Here is a 16,291-nt window from a genome sequence, read left to right as displayed (position 1 = left end):
TCCACCCGCAGCCCGACTTTTGCCCTGTGCTGCGCGTTTGCCAGAAGTGCTGCAATGCGACCCCGATGACGCTGACTAGGCTAGACCGCCCATAAGGTTCAAGGGGCTATTCATGTTTCCGACAGATTTCTGGACACAGGAACAACCCCCTTTATCCGATCACTGACGGCGGATCACCAGATTGCGGATTTCCGACATGTCTTCCATGGCAAAGCGGATGCCTTCGCGGCCCAGCCCCGAATCCTTCACACCGCCATATGGCATATTGTCGACACGGTAGCTGGACACGTCGTTGACCACGATGCCGCCAACGTCGAGCCGGTCCCACGCCTCCATGACCTTGTGCAGATCGGACGTGAACAAGCCCGCCTGAAGGCCGAACTTGCTGTCGTTCACCTCATCAAGAGCAGCGTCCCAGTCTGTGAACTTGGACAGGATCACGACAGGGCCGAAAGCCTCTTGGGTATAGACATCCATATCGCGCGAGCAGCCTTCGAGCAGCGTGGCGGCCAGCATATTGCCATCGCATTGCCCGCCCGCCAGCAGGGTGGCACCGCCCGCCACGGCAGCATCAATCCACGATTTCAACCGCTGCGCTTCCTTGGCCGAGATCATCGGGCCGATAAAGGTATCACGGTTTTTGGGATCGCCGGATTTCAGCGATTTGACTTTGGCCGCCAGCATATCGCGGAAGTGGTCATAAATGTCGGCGTGGATGATCACGCGCTGCACGTGGATGCATGATTGGCCGGACTGGTAGTACCCGCCAAACACGATGCGGGCGAGCGCATGATCCAGATCGGCGTCCTTATCAACCACGACCGCCGCATTGCCGCCGAGTTCCAGCACAACTTTTTTCTTGCCAGCCTTTGCCTTCAAAGCCCAACCCACATCAGGCGATCCGGTGAAGGACAGCAGCTTCAAACGCTCGTCCGTGGTGAACAGGTCGGCCCCATCACGGCTGGCGGGAAGGATCGAGAACGCGCCTTCGGGCAAGACATCGCATTCGGCCAGAACCTCGCCCATGATGATTGCGCCCAGCGGCGTCATCGAGGCGGGCTTCATCACGAACGGGCAACCCATTGCGATGGCAGGCGCGATCTTGTGCGCGGCAAGGTTCAGCGGAAAGTTGAACGGCGAGATAAAGCTGCAAGGCCCGATGGGCACGCGCTTCCACATGCCCATATAACCTTTGGCGCGCGGGCTTATGTCGAGCGGCTGGATTTCGCCGTAATTGCGCGTCGCTTCTTCGGCAGCAATCCGGAAGGTATCGATCAACCGCCCCACTTCGCCTTCTGAATCGGCGATGGGTTTGCCAGCTTCGATGCACAGCGTATAGGCCAGTTCATCCTTGCGTTCGGTAAAGCGTTTGACGCAGTGGTCCAAAACATCGCGTTTTTCATAACTGGCTAGCCGCGCCATTGGCTCCGTTGCCCGGACGGCACCGGCAATGGCCTCGTCAATCACATCGGGCGTGGCAAGGGCCGTGCGGAAGGCGATCTCGCCGGTGAACTTGTCGGTCACAGCAAGATCGGTGTTAGGCTGCACCGCCTTGTTGTTCAGGTAAAGCGGGTAGACGTCTTTGAGTTTCATATTCGACCTCTGCGAGGAGCACATCGGCCCCAATTTTTTCGTCATTACGAGCGCAGCGAAACAATCCAGAAGGATAGGCACGGCGACGCTGGATTGCTTCGTCGCTGCGCTCCTCGCAATGACGATGTCTACGCCTAAAGCGCTTTTGACAGTTCTTTGATGTCCTTGTTCAGGATCTGGTCGTTCTCCGAATAATCGACCGGACATTCAATCAGATGCACCCCGGGCGTAGAGTTGCAGTGCGCCAGCAATTCCTTCAGGTGCGCAGCGCTTTCCACACGATAACCGTTGGCGCCATAGCTTTCGGCATATTTGACGAAATCGGGGTTGCCATAGGTCAGCCCGAAATCTTCAAAACCCATGTTGGCCTGCTTCCAACGGATCATGCCATAGGAATTGTCGTTGAGGATCAGAACGGTAAGGTTAAGCTTCAAACGAACCGCGGTTTCCATTTCCTGGCTGTTCATCATGAACCCGCCATCGCCGCATATCGCCATGACTTTGCGCTCAGGATAGATCATCGCGCTCATCATCGCAGACGGCAGCCCCGCCCCCATTGTGGCCAGGGCGTTGTCAAGCAGCACGGTGTTTGGTTGATAAGCCGTGTACCCGCGTGCGAACCAGATTTTGTAAACGCCGTTATCCAGACAAATGATCGCATCTTCGGGCAGGGCATCGCGGACCTCGCTTACCAGATGCGGCGGAAAAATCGGGAACCGCGTATCGGCAGACAGCGATGCGGTATGCGCAACTTCAGCTGCGCGATAAGCCAGCATGTGATCGAAATTCCACGCCGGATTGGGCTCGATCGCTTCTTTCATTTGCCAAATCGCATTGGCGATATCGCCGATCACTTCGATGCTGGGGAAGTAAACCGGATCGACCTCGGCGGTCTTGGTGGAAACGTGGATGACCGGGGTGCCGCCTTCGCGCATGAAGAACGGCGGTTTTTCGATAACGTCATGGCCGACGTTGACGATAAGATCAGCGTCTTCCACCGCTCGGTGGACAAAGTCGCCTGCAGAAAGTGCGGCGCAGCCCAGGAAGTTCGGGTGGCGCTCATCGATCACGCCCTTACCAAGCTGGGTGGTGAGAAACGGAATGCCGGTTTTCTCGACAAATTCGGCAAGCATTTTACCGGTCATTTTGCGATTTGCGCCTGCACCAATCACCAAGACCGGAGCCTTGGCATTTTGCAGCGCATGAACCGCTTGCGCGACAGACTTGGCATCGGCATTGGGGCGACGGACCAGACTGCGCTTCAATGGTGTGGAATCGGTCTGTTCATCGGCAATGTCTTCAGGCAATTCGATATGAGTTGCGCCGGGCTTTTCTTCCTCGGCGAGACGATAAGCTTCGCGCACGCGGCTGGGGATGTTGTCTGACGACTGCATCTGGTGCGTGAATTTGGTGATCGGGGCCATCATCGAGACGACATCGAGAATCTGGAAGCGGCCCTGCTTCGATTTCTTTATCGGCTTCTGGCCGGTAATCATGAGCATCGGCATGCCACCCAACGTGGCATAGGCTGCTGCCGTCACGAAATTGGTTGCTCCGGGCCCAAGCGTGGCGATGCAGACGCCCGTCTTGCCGGTGTGGCGACCATATGTTGCGGCCATGAAGCCCGCGCCCTGTTCATGCCGTGTCAGGATCAGCTTGATCTTGGTCGACCGCGAAAGCGAATCAAGGAAATCAAGGTTTTCTTCACCCGGAACGCCGAAGATGTATTCGCAGCCCTCTTCCTCAAGGCATTGGATGAACAGGTCTGATGCTTTTTGGCCAATACCGTCGGACATTGCTGGGTCGCTCCATGTGTTTAAGGACGCACGCCAAGCTGCGCCCCCTCTCCAAAATCGGATGCGACCCCAAAGGCGTGTCACGCGTACGAGCCGTTAGCGGCCCTGCACCTACCCCTTGGAACATGACCTAACAAACCACGCGGTCAGTGTCACCCGGCGCGTTCAATAGCCCAAAGAAAGGTCAACTTGCGGCTCCAGTCGTTCGCCACGATGGAAGCGACCAAGGTTTTCAAGGAAACGGGTAGCCGAACGCTGGAACATCTTGGTCTGTGCGCGCCCTGATAAGTGCATGGTGATGTGTGCATTGGGCAGTGACCACAGCGGATGATTGGCAGGCAACGGTTCCGGCGTGGTCACATCAAGGAACGCCTGCCCGGGACGTCCGGCTTTCAGCGCCTGAACCAAAGCATCCTGATCGATCACTGATCCACGCGCGATGTTGATAAGCGTGGCATCAGGCTTCATCGCAGCCAGTTCCGCCGCGCAGATCATGTGATCGGTTTCAGGCGTTGCGGGCACGGCAAGGATCACCCAGTCAAATGTGCCAAGCTGTTCGCGCCATTGATCTGGCCGCAAGACCCCATCGCCGCCCGACCGGCGGACTTTGACCACTTCAACGTCGAACCCGGCCAATCTGCGCTCAACCAACTGGCCGATTGCGCCATAGCCCAGGATCAACGCACGACTGCCGCTAAGTTCGACTTTGCCCGGTGAATCCAAAAGCCATTCATGCCGGTCCTGCGCACGGACGACCTCACGATAACCCTTCGCTACAGTGAGCATCGCCATCACGACATATTCAGCAATGGTAATCGCATTGATGCCAACGCCGTTCGTCAACACCACACCGCGTGTCCGCAGCAGATCAAGCGGGAAGAAATCGACCCCGGCGTAAATCGAGTTCAGCCATTTCAGCTGCTTAGCCTTTCCAATCGCCTCAGCCATTTGATCGCGTTGGTGTAAATCAAACCAACCGATTTCAGCCTGCGGAGCAAAGTCGAGCAATTCCTCGGTCGAGTGAAAGAAGCGCGGCTCAACCCAATCCGGCAAATGGCTTTCCACCAAAGGCGCGACCATCGCGTTCATGACGAGGATGGTCATTGACTTGGCTCTCTCCTGATCATTGAAGTTAGCCTAATCAAAATTCGCAGAGATGAAAGCGCGTTACACGAGCTTCCATTCCCAGCCGAGAGGATCGCCGTCCATTACGTCAACGCCCTTAGCAGCCAGTTCATCCCGCAGTGCGTCAGACCTGGCAAAGTCCTTGGCAGCGCGGGCTTCTTTGCGGGCAATGAGGGTAGCTTCGATTTCCGATTCGTTCAGGTCCACGCCCTTTGGCCGGATGCGCAGATCGGAGCGTTCCAGCGTGAGCAGCCCGAGACCCAGTACAGCATCCATCGCTTGAACAACCTGCAGCTTCCTGGCCGGGTCTACCTTCTTTTTGGCAAGCACATCTTCCAGCAGCGTCAGCGCCACCGAGGTATTGAGGTCGTTGGAAATCGCTTCGGCAAAATTCGAAGTCAGGTCGCGGAACATCTCCAAGCCGTCGCCCTGAACGTGTTTCAGGGTCCATCCCTCGTCACGAACCCATGGGGCTTGTTCAGACATGGATGCTGAAACAAGTTCAGCATGACGGGCCTTGAGGTTTGAGATCGTCAGCAACATACGCTTCAGCCGCGTCAGCGCAGCGCCCAGCCCGTCCCACGAAAACTCCAACTCGCTGCGATAATGCGCCTGCAGGCACATCATACGGTAGGCCAGCGGGTGGTAGCCTTTGTCGATGAGCAATTGCAGGCGCAGGAACTCGCCTGACGATTTGCTCATCTTGCCCGAGCGTTCGACGAGGAAATTGTTGTGCATCCAGATCTTGGCGCCCGAATTTGCGGGCACGTCCAACCCATTGGTACAGCAGAACGCCTGATTCTGGGCGATTTCATTGGGGTGATGGATTTCGCGGTGATCGATCCCGCCGGTGTGGATATCGAACGGGAAGCCGAGCACTTCGCCCGACATGACCGAGCATTCCAGATGCCAGCCCGGAGCGCCCTTACCCCACGGCGAATCCCATTCCATCTGGCGCTTTTCACCCGCCGGGGTCTTGCGCCAGATCGCAAAGTCAGCGGAGTTGCGCTTGCCCTCAACCGCCTCGATGCGGCCCTCGCCATCATCGGTTTGCGCACGCGCCAGACGGCCGTAGTCGGCGACAGAAGCAACATCGAAATAAAGGCCGCTATCGAGTTCGTAGCAGTGCTTTTCGGCGATGGTCTGGGCAAAGGCGATCATCTGCGGGACGTAATCGGTGGCCACTGTCCACTGCGCGGGCTGGCGGATGTTCAGCGCGCGGACATCGGCCCAATAGGCTTGCTTGTAATGTTCAGCTATGTCCCAGATGGATTGGGCCTGTGCCTTTGCTATCTTTTCCATCTTGTCCTCACCCGCATCGGCATCATCGGTCAGGTGGCCGACATCGGTGATGTTGATGACGTGGGTGAGCTTGTAACCCTTGAACGAAAGCGTGCGCCCCAGCACATCGGCAAAGACATAGGCCCGCATGTTGCCGATGTGCGGGTAATTGTAGACCGTCGGCCCGCAGGAATAGACCCGCGCTTCGCCTGCGTGAACCGGCTCGAACGGCTCCAACTGGCGCGTCAGGCTGTTGAACAGGCGCAAAGGCGTGGCGACAGGAGCGGGTGCTTCAGACATGACGATGCCATTGCCCCGCCCGCACGCGCTTGGTCAAGAACTTCGGTTGCGCGAATTACGGCGCGGCAGGTTCATCCTCTTCCAACGAAGCCGCCAGCCAATCAAACTGCGCCTTGCAGCCGTTGTCGAGCAGCAGCGTACCCAGCGAGGCGGCGTCAGCCGGGACCATATCCGGCTCCAGCATGATGATCTGGAATTCGGTCACAGCGTCAGGCGTTGTTTCATCATAAATACGATAAGTACGGCCTTCCTGGGGGGCCAGCATCGTTTTGGGCCAAGCGATGCCAACCGTTTTGGGCGGCCATTGCATGCGCACCATTTCGCCGCCGGTTGCCTCGGTCAGCCAGGAAAAGCTGCGTTTGGCGCTGTTGCTGCGCCACAAATAAAGGTCGCTTCCACGCGGCACACAGACATTGCCGCCTTGTTCGGCATCGGCCAGCCAGATGCTGACGGGCATGACGTTTTCGCCCGTGGAATCACCAGCGCCGCGCACCGCCCCTGCGCGCACAGACGCCGGGTTGCTGAGCGAACGCGCCAGCAGCGCTGCCGTCCCGCGATCACGATTGACCGCCACCGTCAGCGAGAACGTGCCCGCGCCGCGCAACACGCGCGTACCCGCTTTGTCGAGCACTGTGACCACATCGCCTGCTTTGAGCGTCACCTGCTCAACCGCCGATAGCCGCTTGCCCTTGGGATAGTTTACCGCAGAAGGCCCGGTAGACCGCACGACAACCGCTTGAGCCATAGCATGCCCTGAAACCGCAAGGCCAAGCGCCAATGCCATGGTTTTCGCCAACTTGCGCCCGATTGTGCGGTCCATAGTCTTATCCTCCTGCCGGTGCAGAAGCGGCCAGGCCTGCAAGAAGATCAAGCTGCGCGTTGCAACCCTTTTCGGCCATGGCAGCGGCAATTTCGACCTCGTCAGTTGGCACCGTTGCCAATAGCATCGTACGGATTTTAACAGGAGCGCCGACAGCGTTGCTGAAGGTATAGCTTTGGCCATCGATGACGGGAACGGTGGCAGATGGCCAGACTTTCAGCGCGCTTCCTGCCCGCCAAGTGACCTCAGCGGTACTGCCATCTTGCGACAGCAACTTGCCCGTGCCTTCCTCTGTTTTGGCAGGCCGCCACATGACCAGCGTTGCCGGATCGGCGATGCAATATGTGCCGCCCTTGCTCACGTCGATGTACCAGACGTTTTCGGGGCCGGTGGGCGCAATCGCCGCAGGAGCGCCATTTGCACCGCGCACCGCTCCGGTCCGGGTCCGTGCTCCGCCGCCGCGGGTCATCATGGCGGCAAGTGCTGTGCCGCCTGCTGCATCGCGATTGACAGCGCCATTAAGCGCGAATGTGCCCGGGCCAGAAAGCACCCTCGTACCCGATTTATCAAGCACCGTGACATGATCCCCGACGCGCAGTGTGACCGAGGAATTTGCAGGCAGCTTTTTGCCTTGCGAATATGTTGCTGCCGAAGGCCCGGTCGAGCGGACGACGATCGATTGCGCCGCTGCTGTACCTGCCAGCATCAGGCCAGCCATGGCCGCAGCACCAGCCAGAACGGCCTTGCGGGCCAGTCCGCGCGTGAAGGGTGCATCAACCAAGAACATAACTTTCTCCCTTATGCGTATTCCGCAGTCTCTCGATCAGGTTAATCATCGCGTCATCACTGCTAACCGATTCGGCGATTGTTGCTGTGAGTGTCTGCACACGATCTGCTTTGCCTGCTGAATGCGCGCTGACGAGGTCTTTTGCCGATTGGCGCTGTTCCTCGGGCATGTCGGGCACCGGCTCAAAAATCTCGACCGGGGTGTTACGCCCGCGCAAGGTAACAGAACCCATCGGGCGGAACCAATCGAGGCCTGACCGCTCTGCCGCCTCGCGGCTGACCAGCACTTTGGTATCGAGCGGTTTGTTTGCGCCTTCAAGCCGGGCTGCGGTGTTCATGGCATCGCCCAGCGCGGTGTATTGAATGCGCCCTTCGCCGCCAAAGTTGCCCACCACCGCATCGCCATAATGGACGCCGACGCGGGTCCGGCCAATCTTGGGCACGCCTTCGGGCGCTGCTTTGCGGAACTCCTCGCCCGCCAGATACATTGCGTAAGCGGCTTTGACCGCGCGTTCGCCGTCATCGGGATAGGCAATCGGGGCGCCCCAGAAGGCCACAACCGCATCGCCCACAAACTTGTCCAGGGTGCCGCCATATTCCAGCACAACCGCGCTGAGGCGGTCCAGATAATCGTTGAGCAACCGCGCGATCATTTCCGGTTCTACGGCGTGGGTCAGCTTGGTAAAGCCTTCCAGATCGCTGAACAGGCAGAAGATTTCGCGCTTTTCTCCGTGCAATAACAGCCGCTCGGGATTGCGCATGATTTCATTGGCGACCGAGCGCGGCAGGTATTTGCCAAGCGCACCTTGGGCAAATTCGCGCTGCGCCGCGTTTACTGCACGGACGCTAGAACTGACCGCGGTAAAGGCAATCAACCAACCTACAATCCAGCCGGTAGCGGGAAGGTTCAACGTATCAAACCCTGCGCGTTCAAGAAGGAACGGCACGATGAGGAAAAGGGCAAACTGCGCAATGACGGCAATTGCCTGAACCCACGTGCGGGTTTGCACCAGCGCCGTGATGACGCCCAAGCCCACAGCCACAACCGCCGCCAGCACTTTGAACCACAAGGCAGGGGGCGCTTTCCAAGCCTTGTCGAGCAATTGCGCAAGCATTGATGCGTGAACTTCTACGCCGATCATCCGCGTTTCGCCCGTCACAGGGTTACCGGTGCGGGTGAACGGCGTGTCGAATTGGTCAAAGTCCGAAAAATCGCCGCCGATCAGAATGTAGCGCCCTTTAATGGCATCTGCCACCAAAGGTGCGGTTTCAGGATCGGCCAGAAGATCAATCGGGATCTTGTCAAAAACCGGCCGGTCTGTCGCGGTCGGCACGCGATAGCGGATTGGCCCCGTATACTTTGCAAACCGCGCATCGGCGTCGGGGCCGCCATTGGTCAGCGCGAGCGAAAGCAACGGGGGCAAGCCGGAATACTGTTTGGGCCAATAGCGCGCAACGCCATCGGCATCGGTTTCCAGCAGGATCGAGGTGGGTTTGACCACATCGGTTTGAACGCTTGCCATGAAGGCACGCAAGTCCTGCTCTTGTTCGTAGGTGATCGCCTCGGGGTTGGTGCGGTTATCGGCAAAGGCCAGATGAACCGGCGTCCGCATGCCTTTGAGCGCTGCACGAAGAACGGGGTCATCATCTTGCGGACTGTCAAACAGAACGTCGATGCCGATGCCTTTTGCGCCCAACTGGTCAATCTGTGTGAGCGCTTTGGCCAGGATTGTGCGGTCAACCGGCGAGATCTGCCCCGTCGCGCGGTTGGTATCGGCGGTATAGACCACCAAGGTAACGCGCTTGTCGGTATCGGTACGCGGCGAAAAATTGACGGCGCGGATATCATACAATGCCGCTTCGGCATCATGCAGCAAAGGCAAGCGCCACGAATTGAAGGCCAGGTAAAGCGCAAGCGCCAGCAAGATTACCGCCACCGCGATGCGCTGCCAGCCCAGTTGACTGAGGCTGCGGCGCGCGGTGTTGCCCATTTCGCTCGGGCTGTTTTTCACAGCACCTCTATCCGGCATTATTCAGTCCCCCCGAACGTCAAAAGCGCTTGCCAGTTCGCCGCCTTCCGGCATCGCAATAGCATTCTCCAAGCCGGGACAACTGCCCCGCCTGATGCCTTATCTTATTTGCGATGCCCGAAAATTTTATGACTGTTGGATCAGTATAAGCGTATTTGCAGCCCTGTGCCAATGCTGTCTGGGGCGCAGTTTAAAAGCCGAGGAAGCGGACCTTGCTTTCAACCGGTTCACGCTCACGCTCAAAACCGTTCACCGCGGCATCTCCAACCCGGTAGCCGATGGCCACACCGCAAAAGAAGATGTGCGATTCATCCGAAACGCCAATGAACTCTTTGATAAGCCTGGCGTACATCGCAAGGAATTCCTGCGGGCAGGAATCCAGCCCTTCTTCGCGCAAAAGCAGCATGATGGTTTGCAACCACATGCCGACGTCCGACCATTGCGGCGATCCCATGCGCCGGTCAAAATAACACAGCAGCACAGCAGGAGCGCCAAACGACATCACATTGTTGCGGACGAAATCGGCGCGCGCATCCCCATCGGCCCGGCCAATACCCATTGCCTGATACATCGAAGCGCCCACTTGTTGCAGGCGCGCCTTGCATTCAGGAATGACTTCGGGGTCAGACCACGAATATTCAATCGGGTCCTGCATTGGCGATGCCAGCATTTTCTGTTGCAATTCGACCAGCGGTGCGCCTGTCAGGATCGTGGCTTCCCACGGCTGGAAATTGCAACCTGACGGCGCCCAGCGGGCCTTGTCCATCACGCGGTGCAGCACTTCCAATGGCACAGCGTCTGGTTTGAACACCCTGATCGAACGACGGGAAAGGACGGCTTCGCTGACTGACATGTTGTTCATGCCGGTTTAACTGCCCGCCTAACCACGCGCGGTCAAGACCGGTTACTCGTCCTCGAAAAGATCGGCCAATTGTTCGATGATTGTGCCGCCAAGCTGCTCGGCGTCCATGATCGTCACCGCGCGCCGATAGTAACGCGTCACGTCATGGCCGATGCCGATGGCGACGAGTTGAACCGGCGATTGCTTTTCGATCCACTGAATGACTTTGCGCAAATGCTGCTCAAGATAGCCTGCATTGTTTACCGAAAGCGTTGAATCATCCACAGGAGCGCCATCGGAAATGACCATGAGGATACGACGGTCTTCAGAACGCGCGAGAAGACGGCTGTGCGCCCAAAGCAACGCTTCGCCGTCAATGTTCTCTTTCAGCAAACCTTCGCGCATCATCAGGCCAAGGTTCTTACGCGCGCGGCGCCAAGGCTCATCAGCCTTTTTGTAAACAATGTGGCGCAAGTCATTGAGACGGCCCGGTTGTCCCGGCTTACCGCCCGACAGCCATGCCTCACGGCTTTGTCCGCCCTTCCATGCGCGAGTGGTGAAGCCCAGAACTTCGGTCTTGACGCCGCAGCGCTCCAGCGTGCGCGCCAAAATGTCAGCACTGATCGCCGCGATAGAGATTGGGCGGCCCCGCATCGAACCGGAATTGTCGATCAGTAGCGTAACGATCGTGTCCTTGAACTCGACGTCGCGCTCGATCTTGTAAGACAGCGAATGGCCGGGCGAGATGACGACACGGGCCAACCGCGCTGCATCAAGCAGGCCCTCTTCCTGATCGAAATCCCATGACCGGTTCTGCTGCGCCATCAACCGGCGCTGCAACCGGTTGGCCAGCCGCGTGACCACACCCTGCAAGCCTTTAAGCTGCATATCAAGGTAAGCGCGCAGGCGCGTCAGCTCTTCCTCGTCACACAAATCGCTGGCGGCGATCACTTCGTCGTATTGTGTGGTGTATGATTTGTAATCGAAGTTTTCGGGCAAGTCGGTCCATGGCCGGTTCGGGCGGGTGGGCAACATGCCTTCCTCGCCATCATCAGCCATATCGGCATCGGCAGCGTCATCGCTTTGGTCGATTTCCTGCTCGGTTTCCGAATCCTCGTCGCCCTCGCTGGTGTCGCCAGCAACTTCGGACGGCTCTTGCTGCTGATCATCGGACGTATCAGGCTGCTCCTCGCCGTCGTCCTCCTGTTCCTCGCCTTCGTCTTCCTCGGATTCCTCGTTCTGCTCACTGGCCGATTGCGTGAGTTCCAGATGCTGGAGCATGTCGAGCGTCAATTGCTGGAACGCGCGCTGATCGTCGAGCGACAGGGCAAGGCTTTCGAAATCGTCGCTTGTCTTGCTTTCGATCCAGCTGCGCACCATCGCCATGCCAACATCGGTGCTGGATGGCGCGGTCTGGCCGGTCAGCTTTTCGCGCAGCAGCAATGCCAAGGCTGATGGCAGCGGCACTTCTTCAGGCTTTGTGGCGCGGGCAATCGGGTCCGATGCCATGCGCATGGTCAGCGCTGCATCCAGATTGCCGCGTATACCCGCAAAAGAATTAGCCCCCAGCGCCTCGTACCGGACTTGCTCAACCGCATCGTAACAGGCGCGGGCCAAGGCTTCAGTCGGGGCATGCCGGCCATGTAGTGCTGCATTGTGGTGCCGCAACCGCAGCGCCATCGAATCGGCATGGCCGCGCGCCTGTGCCACTTGATCTGCTGGCAAAGCGCGGCCGGGCATGGGCACCCGCATCGAACTGCCCGACTGCACCGGCGCATCCGCAGTCCACGCCACCTCAACCTCCGGGTCGAGCGAGATGGCGCGGGCGGTGCCGGTCAGCACCGAGCGGAAACGGTCAAGTGGGGAATCGTCAGCCAAAACGGGGGTGCTCGTACTTAGGTGTGCAAATCAGACGATGCTTTGGCCGGTCTTTGCCCAATCGGCAAGGAACCCTTCGATACCCTTGTCCGTAAGGACATGTTTGAACAGGCCCTTGATCACGGCTGGCGGCGCGGTGATCACGTCCGCACCGATCCGCGCACTTTCGAGCACATGAATACCGTGGCGGATCGAGGCGACAAGGATCTGCGTTTCGAACGCATAGTTATCATAGATCAGACGAATGTCGCGGATCAGGTCCATGCCATCAAAGCCATTGTCATCGTGGCGACCCACGAATGGCGAGATAAATGTCGCGCCCGCCTTTGCCGCCAAAAGTGCCTGATTGGCCGAGAAGCATAGCGTGACGTTCACTTGCGTGCCTTCGCTGGTCAGGGCCTTGCAGGTTTTGAGACCGTCAATGGTAAGTGGCACCTTGATGCAAACGTTGTCTGCGATTTTGCGCAGCACTTCGGCTTCACGCATCATCGTGGCGTGATCCAGCGCGACAACTTCGGCAGAAACCGGGCCATCGACCAGCGCACAGATTTCGCGCGTCACTTCGATAAAGTCCTTGCCCGCCTTGGCGATCAGCGTGGGGTTGGTGGTGACGCCATCCAGCAGGCCGGTAGCGGCAAGGTCCGCGATTTCGGCAGTGTCAGCGGTATCGACAAAAAACTTCATGGGGCAGACCTTCCAGGCGGAGAGAATGATTCCCCCCGCCTATAGGCAAGAGAAGGCCTGCTGTCAGTCCATCACTTGATACCAAAAGCACCCATCAACACCGGATCGTTGGTTGAACGCGGATCAGCGCGGATCGCCGCTTCCTCGCGGCCAATGGCGCGGAAGATGGCATTGTCGGCTTCAAACGCCAGCGAATTGGCAATCCCGCCAACGTCAACGCCGGTCATTGCAGAGAGCACTTCGCCAACCAGCGGTTCACGGCTGACGCGAAGGGCATCGCCGAATTCGGGGACCATGATCTCGATCAGGCTTGTGCCCATTTCCTGGTGCAGGAAATTGGTCGCCGCCATGGGATCGCTGCCGCGCAGCAAGGCCATGGCATTGCGAATGCCGATCGTGCGGACGGCATCTGTCACGGCAGGCGCGGCCCGCTCAGCCGCGTCATAGGCCATATCGTTGAAGGCACGTTGCAACCGGTCGCGAAAGATCGGGCCGGTGAGAATGCGCTGCATGATTCCGCCACGATTGCCAATCACATCCGGCAAGGCCAGCCGCGCCACTTGACTGTCCCAGAACCCGCCCGGCTGGAGCAATCGTGAAAATGCCCGGTCGGTCGACAGGAACAACAGCCGGCGGACGGCATCTTCAAGCGTGAATGCAGGAAAAGTGGCGCAACCTGCCAAAGACAGCGCAGCAATTGATGATAGGCCACCCAGCACAGCACGGCGGTTTTGCGTTTGCGGAAGCTGCGACATCGTTTTCTCCTCTATTGCGTCCACGGCAGGCTTTGCCCCTCGCATCGCGCCCCCATATAGGACGTCTATTATGAACCGCGTCCGATGCCTTGTCTTCAATTCTGCGCTTGGTCCGCTCGACTATCGAGTGCCCGAAGGCATGACCGTTGAGGCCGGGAGCGTGGTCCTTGCGCCTTTGGGGCCAAGGCAAGTCATCGCGGTGGTGTGGGAGCCTGAACGACTTCCGGGGGCCGAAGTTCCGGCCAACAAGCTGCGTCCGCTACTTTCAGTCCTGCCGGTGCCCCCCTTGCCCGCGCCCTTGCGCCGCCTGATCGAATGGACGGCGGACTATTATCTTGCCTCGCTTGCATCTGTTGCACGCATGGCACTTTCCAGCACCGGCGCGCTGCGTGGGGGCAGCACCGTAACCGAATACCGCCTGACCGACAAAGAGGCCGAGCGCCTGACGCCGCAACGCGCCAAGGCAATCGAGGCATTGGACGGCCAACAAGCCACGATCCGCGAACTGGCCGAATTGGCGGGCGTTTCCGATGCGGTTTTGCGCGGAATGGTCACCGCAGGGCTGCTGGAGCCGGTCGTGGTTGATTCGGATCGCCCCTATCCTCCCGCCGACCCTGCATTTTCCGCGCCAGATTTGTCGGATGACCAGACGGAAGTCGCTGCCAAATTTGTGGCGTCGGTTCATGCCCATGAATTCCAGCCCTATTTGCTGGACGGGGTAACCGGATCGGGCAAGACAGAGACGTATTTCGAAGGCGTAGCCGCTGCGCTTGAAGATGGGCGGCAAGTGCTGGTCCTTCTGCCCGAAATTGCCCTGACTGAGACGTTTCTAAAGCGCTTCGAAGCGCGGTTTGGCGTGACGCCTGTGACATGGCACTCTTCGCTCAAATCCTCCGAGCGGCGGCGGGCATGGCGGGCTGTGGCGATGGGCAGCGCACAAGTGATTGTCGGTGCGCGATCTGCGCTGTTTCTGCCGTTTGCCAACCTCGGCCTGATCATTGTCGATGAAGCGCATGAGGTATCGTTCAAGCAGGACGATGGCGTGCGCTACAATGCGCGTGACGTAGCCGTCATGCGCGCCAGATTTGAAAGCGTGCCGGTAATCCTTGCCAGCGCCACCCCGGCGCTGGAAAGCCTGCAAATGGCCGAGAGCGGGCGTTATGAACGCGTCATTCTGCCCAGCCGGTTTGGTGGCGCGACGATGCCCGATATTCAGGTGGTCGATTTGCGGATCGAGCAGCCCGAACGCGGCCATTGGATCGCGCCGCCATTGGTCAAAGCACTCAAGGACCGGCTGGAAAAGGGCGAACAATCGCTGCTGTTCCTGAACCGGCGCGGCTATGCCCCGCTGACGCTGTGCCGGACCTGCGGCTATCGTTTCCAGTGCCCGAACTGTTCGGCCTGGCTGGTCGAACATCGCCTGTCACGCCGCCTTGCTTGCCACCACTGCGGCCATGAAGTGCCAACGCCCGATGCCTGTCCTGAATGCCATGAGCCCGATTGCCTTGTCGCCTGTGGCCCGGGCGTTGAGCGAATCGCCGATGAAGTTGCCGCAATCCTGCCCGAGGCACGCGTGGCGCTAGTCACATCAGACACGCTGACCAGCCCGGCCAAGGCCGCTGAATTCGTCGAGATGGCCAGCGCCAAGGCGATTGACGTGATCGTGGGCACACAATTGGTGACCAAGGGCTACCATTTCCCCGAACTCACGCTGGTTGGCGTGATCGATGCCGATATGGGCCTTGAAGGCGGCGATTTGCGCGCGGCTGAACGAACCTATCAGCAAGTGGCACAAGTTGCCGGACGCGCCGGGCGTGGTGAAAAACCGGGCGAAGTCCTGATCCAGACCCGCCACCCCGAAGCACCCGTGATCGAGGCATTGGCCAGTGGTGACCGCGATGCCTTTTATGCCGCCGAAACAGAAGCCCGCCGCGATGCCGGCGCACCACCGTTCGGGCGCTGGGCCGCGATCATCGTGAGCAGTGAGGACGAGGCCGAAGCACGTGATGCCGCTCGCGGTATTGGCGGCAGTGCCCCTAATCTGGCAGATGTGATGATCCTTGGCCCTGCACCTGCCCCGCTATCGCTGCTGCGCGGGCGCTACCGCTATCGCCTGCTGATCAACGCACGTCGATCCACCGAACTTCAACGCGTGATCCGCGAATGGCTCGATCAGTTGCGCTTTCCTCCCGGTGTGCGCGTGGCGGTGGACATTGATCCTTACAGTTTTGTCTGAGCCCCCCACCTCGTCATTGCGAGCGTAGCGAAGTAATCCAGAGCGTCAGCGCAAAACCTCTGGATTGCTTTGCTACGCTCGCAATGACGAACTTAGATGGACAAAATGATTTGGACGCACCAGCAAGCACGAACGGGCAGGTTGAACCAATCCACCGCTCAGCCAA

Annotated in this window: 12 protein-coding genes; 1 reads left to right on the top strand and 11 read right to left on the bottom strand. The window is 58.9% G+C overall.

Annotation, left to right across the window (positions count from 1 at the left end):
• Positions 1 to 159 precede the first annotated feature (159 nt).
• The 11 genes from B7Y89_RS00755 to B7Y89_RS00705 form a co-directional block, all read right to left on the bottom strand.
• Positions 160 to 1,593: an aldehyde dehydrogenase family protein gene (locus tag B7Y89_RS00755; protein ID WP_292934805.1), complete on the bottom strand. Its 1,434-nt coding sequence runs from the start codon at positions 1,591 to 1,593 to the stop codon at positions 160 to 162.
• Between the two features lie 134 nt (positions 1,594 to 1,727).
• On the bottom strand, positions 1,728 to 3,389 hold the full coding sequence (locus tag B7Y89_RS00750; RefSeq protein ID WP_292934804.1) for an acetolactate synthase large subunit: 1,662 nt from the start codon (positions 3,387 to 3,389) through the stop codon (positions 1,728 to 1,730).
• Positions 3,390 to 3,554: 165 nt separating this feature from the next.
• Complete coding sequence (locus B7Y89_RS00745) at positions 3,555 to 4,493, bottom strand: D-2-hydroxyacid dehydrogenase (protein WP_292934802.1); 939 nt, start codon at positions 4,491 to 4,493, stop codon at positions 3,555 to 3,557.
• A 63-nt stretch (positions 4,494 to 4,556) separates the two neighbouring features.
• Positions 4,557 to 6,095 carry a cysteine--tRNA ligase gene (gene cysS / locus B7Y89_RS00740; protein WP_292934800.1) on the bottom strand — a complete coding sequence of 513 codons (1,539 nt, stop codon included), beginning with the start codon at positions 6,093 to 6,095 and terminating at the stop codon, positions 4,557 to 4,559.
• Positions 6,096 to 6,150: 55 nt separating this feature from the next.
• Entirely contained in the window at positions 6,151 to 6,915 is a 765-nt protein-coding gene (locus B7Y89_RS00735; protein WP_292934798.1) for a hypothetical protein, read from the bottom strand.
• Between the two features lie 4 nt (positions 6,916 to 6,919).
• Entirely contained in the window at positions 6,920 to 7,702 is a 783-nt protein-coding gene (locus B7Y89_RS00730) for a hypothetical protein (RefSeq protein WP_292934796.1), read from the bottom strand.
• A complete protein-coding gene (locus B7Y89_RS00725; RefSeq protein ID WP_292934795.1) occupies positions 7,689 to 9,713 on the bottom strand; it encodes an adenylate/guanylate cyclase domain-containing protein in 2,025 nt (674 codons plus the stop codon). Before B7Y89_RS00725 ends, B7Y89_RS00730 begins: the two co-directional genes overlap by 14 nt.
• 208 nt (positions 9,714 to 9,921) lie before the next feature.
• Positions 9,922 to 10,593: a nitroreductase gene (locus B7Y89_RS00720; RefSeq protein WP_366415394.1), complete on the bottom strand. Its 672-nt coding sequence runs from the start codon at positions 10,591 to 10,593 to the stop codon at positions 9,922 to 9,924.
• 42 nt (positions 10,594 to 10,635) lie between these two features.
• Positions 10,636 to 12,450: a cobaltochelatase subunit CobT gene (cobT, locus tag B7Y89_RS00715; protein WP_292934793.1), complete on the bottom strand. Its 1,815-nt coding sequence runs from the start codon at positions 12,448 to 12,450 to the stop codon at positions 10,636 to 10,638.
• 30 nt (positions 12,451 to 12,480) lie between these two features.
• Positions 12,481 to 13,134 carry a fructose-6-phosphate aldolase gene (gene fsa, locus B7Y89_RS00710; protein ID WP_292934791.1) on the bottom strand — a complete coding sequence of 218 codons (654 nt, stop codon included), beginning with the start codon at positions 13,132 to 13,134 and terminating at the stop codon, positions 12,481 to 12,483.
• Between the two features lie 71 nt (positions 13,135 to 13,205).
• On the bottom strand, positions 13,206 to 13,889 hold the full coding sequence (locus B7Y89_RS00705) for a DUF4197 domain-containing protein (RefSeq protein WP_292934789.1): 684 nt from the start codon (positions 13,887 to 13,889) through the stop codon (positions 13,206 to 13,208).
• A 70-nt stretch (positions 13,890 to 13,959) separates the two neighbouring features.
• Between B7Y89_RS00705 and B7Y89_RS00700 the strand changes: the two genes are divergently transcribed.
• Positions 13,960 to 16,125, top strand: coding sequence for a primosomal protein N' (locus tag B7Y89_RS00700; protein WP_292934787.1), 2,166 nt, complete (start codon positions 13,960 to 13,962; stop codon positions 16,123 to 16,125).
• Positions 16,126 to 16,291: the final 166 nt, after the last annotated feature.

Source organism: Novosphingobium sp. 32-60-15 (assembly GCF_002280675.1).
Classification (GTDB): Bacteria; Pseudomonadota; Alphaproteobacteria; order Sphingomonadales; family Sphingomonadaceae; genus Novosphingobium.
The sequence above is the reverse complement of the archived record's forward strand: the minus strand, read 5'-3'. Positions and strand labels throughout refer to the sequence as shown.

Bases quoted from the DNA above. Each gene is read 5' to 3' on its own strand.
- B7Y89_RS00745 (WP_292934802.1), bottom strand. From the start codon at position 4,493: ATGACCATCCTCGTCATGAACGCGATGGTCGCGCCTTTGGTGGAAAGC.
- B7Y89_RS00705 (WP_292934789.1), bottom strand. From the start codon at position 13,889: ATGTCGCAGCTTCCGCAAACGCAAAACCGCCGTGCTGTGCTGGGTGGC.
- B7Y89_RS00755 (WP_292934805.1), bottom strand. From the start codon at position 1,593: ATGAAACTCAAAGACGTCTACCCGCTTTACCTGAACAACAAGGCGGTG.
- B7Y89_RS00700 (WP_292934787.1), top strand. From the start codon at position 13,960: ATGAACCGCGTCCGATGCCTTGTCTTCAATTCTGCGCTTGGTCCGCTC.
- cysS (WP_292934800.1), bottom strand. From the start codon at position 6,095: ATGTCTGAAGCACCCGCTCCTGTCGCCACGCCTTTGCGCCTGTTCAAC.
- B7Y89_RS00730 (WP_292934796.1), bottom strand. From the start codon at position 7,702: ATGTTCTTGGTTGATGCACCCTTCACGCGCGGACTGGCCCGCAAGGCC.
- fsa (WP_292934791.1), bottom strand. From the start codon at position 13,134: ATGAAGTTTTTTGTCGATACCGCTGACACTGCCGAAATCGCGGACCTT.
- B7Y89_RS00750 (WP_292934804.1), bottom strand. From the start codon at position 3,389: ATGTCCGACGGTATTGGCCAAAAAGCATCAGACCTGTTCATCCAATGC.
- B7Y89_RS00720 (WP_366415394.1), bottom strand. From the start codon at position 10,593: ATGAACAACATGTCAGTCAGCGAAGCCGTCCTTTCCCGTCGTTCGATC.
- B7Y89_RS00735 (WP_292934798.1), bottom strand. From the start codon at position 6,915: ATGGACCGCACAATCGGGCGCAAGTTGGCGAAAACCATGGCATTGGCG.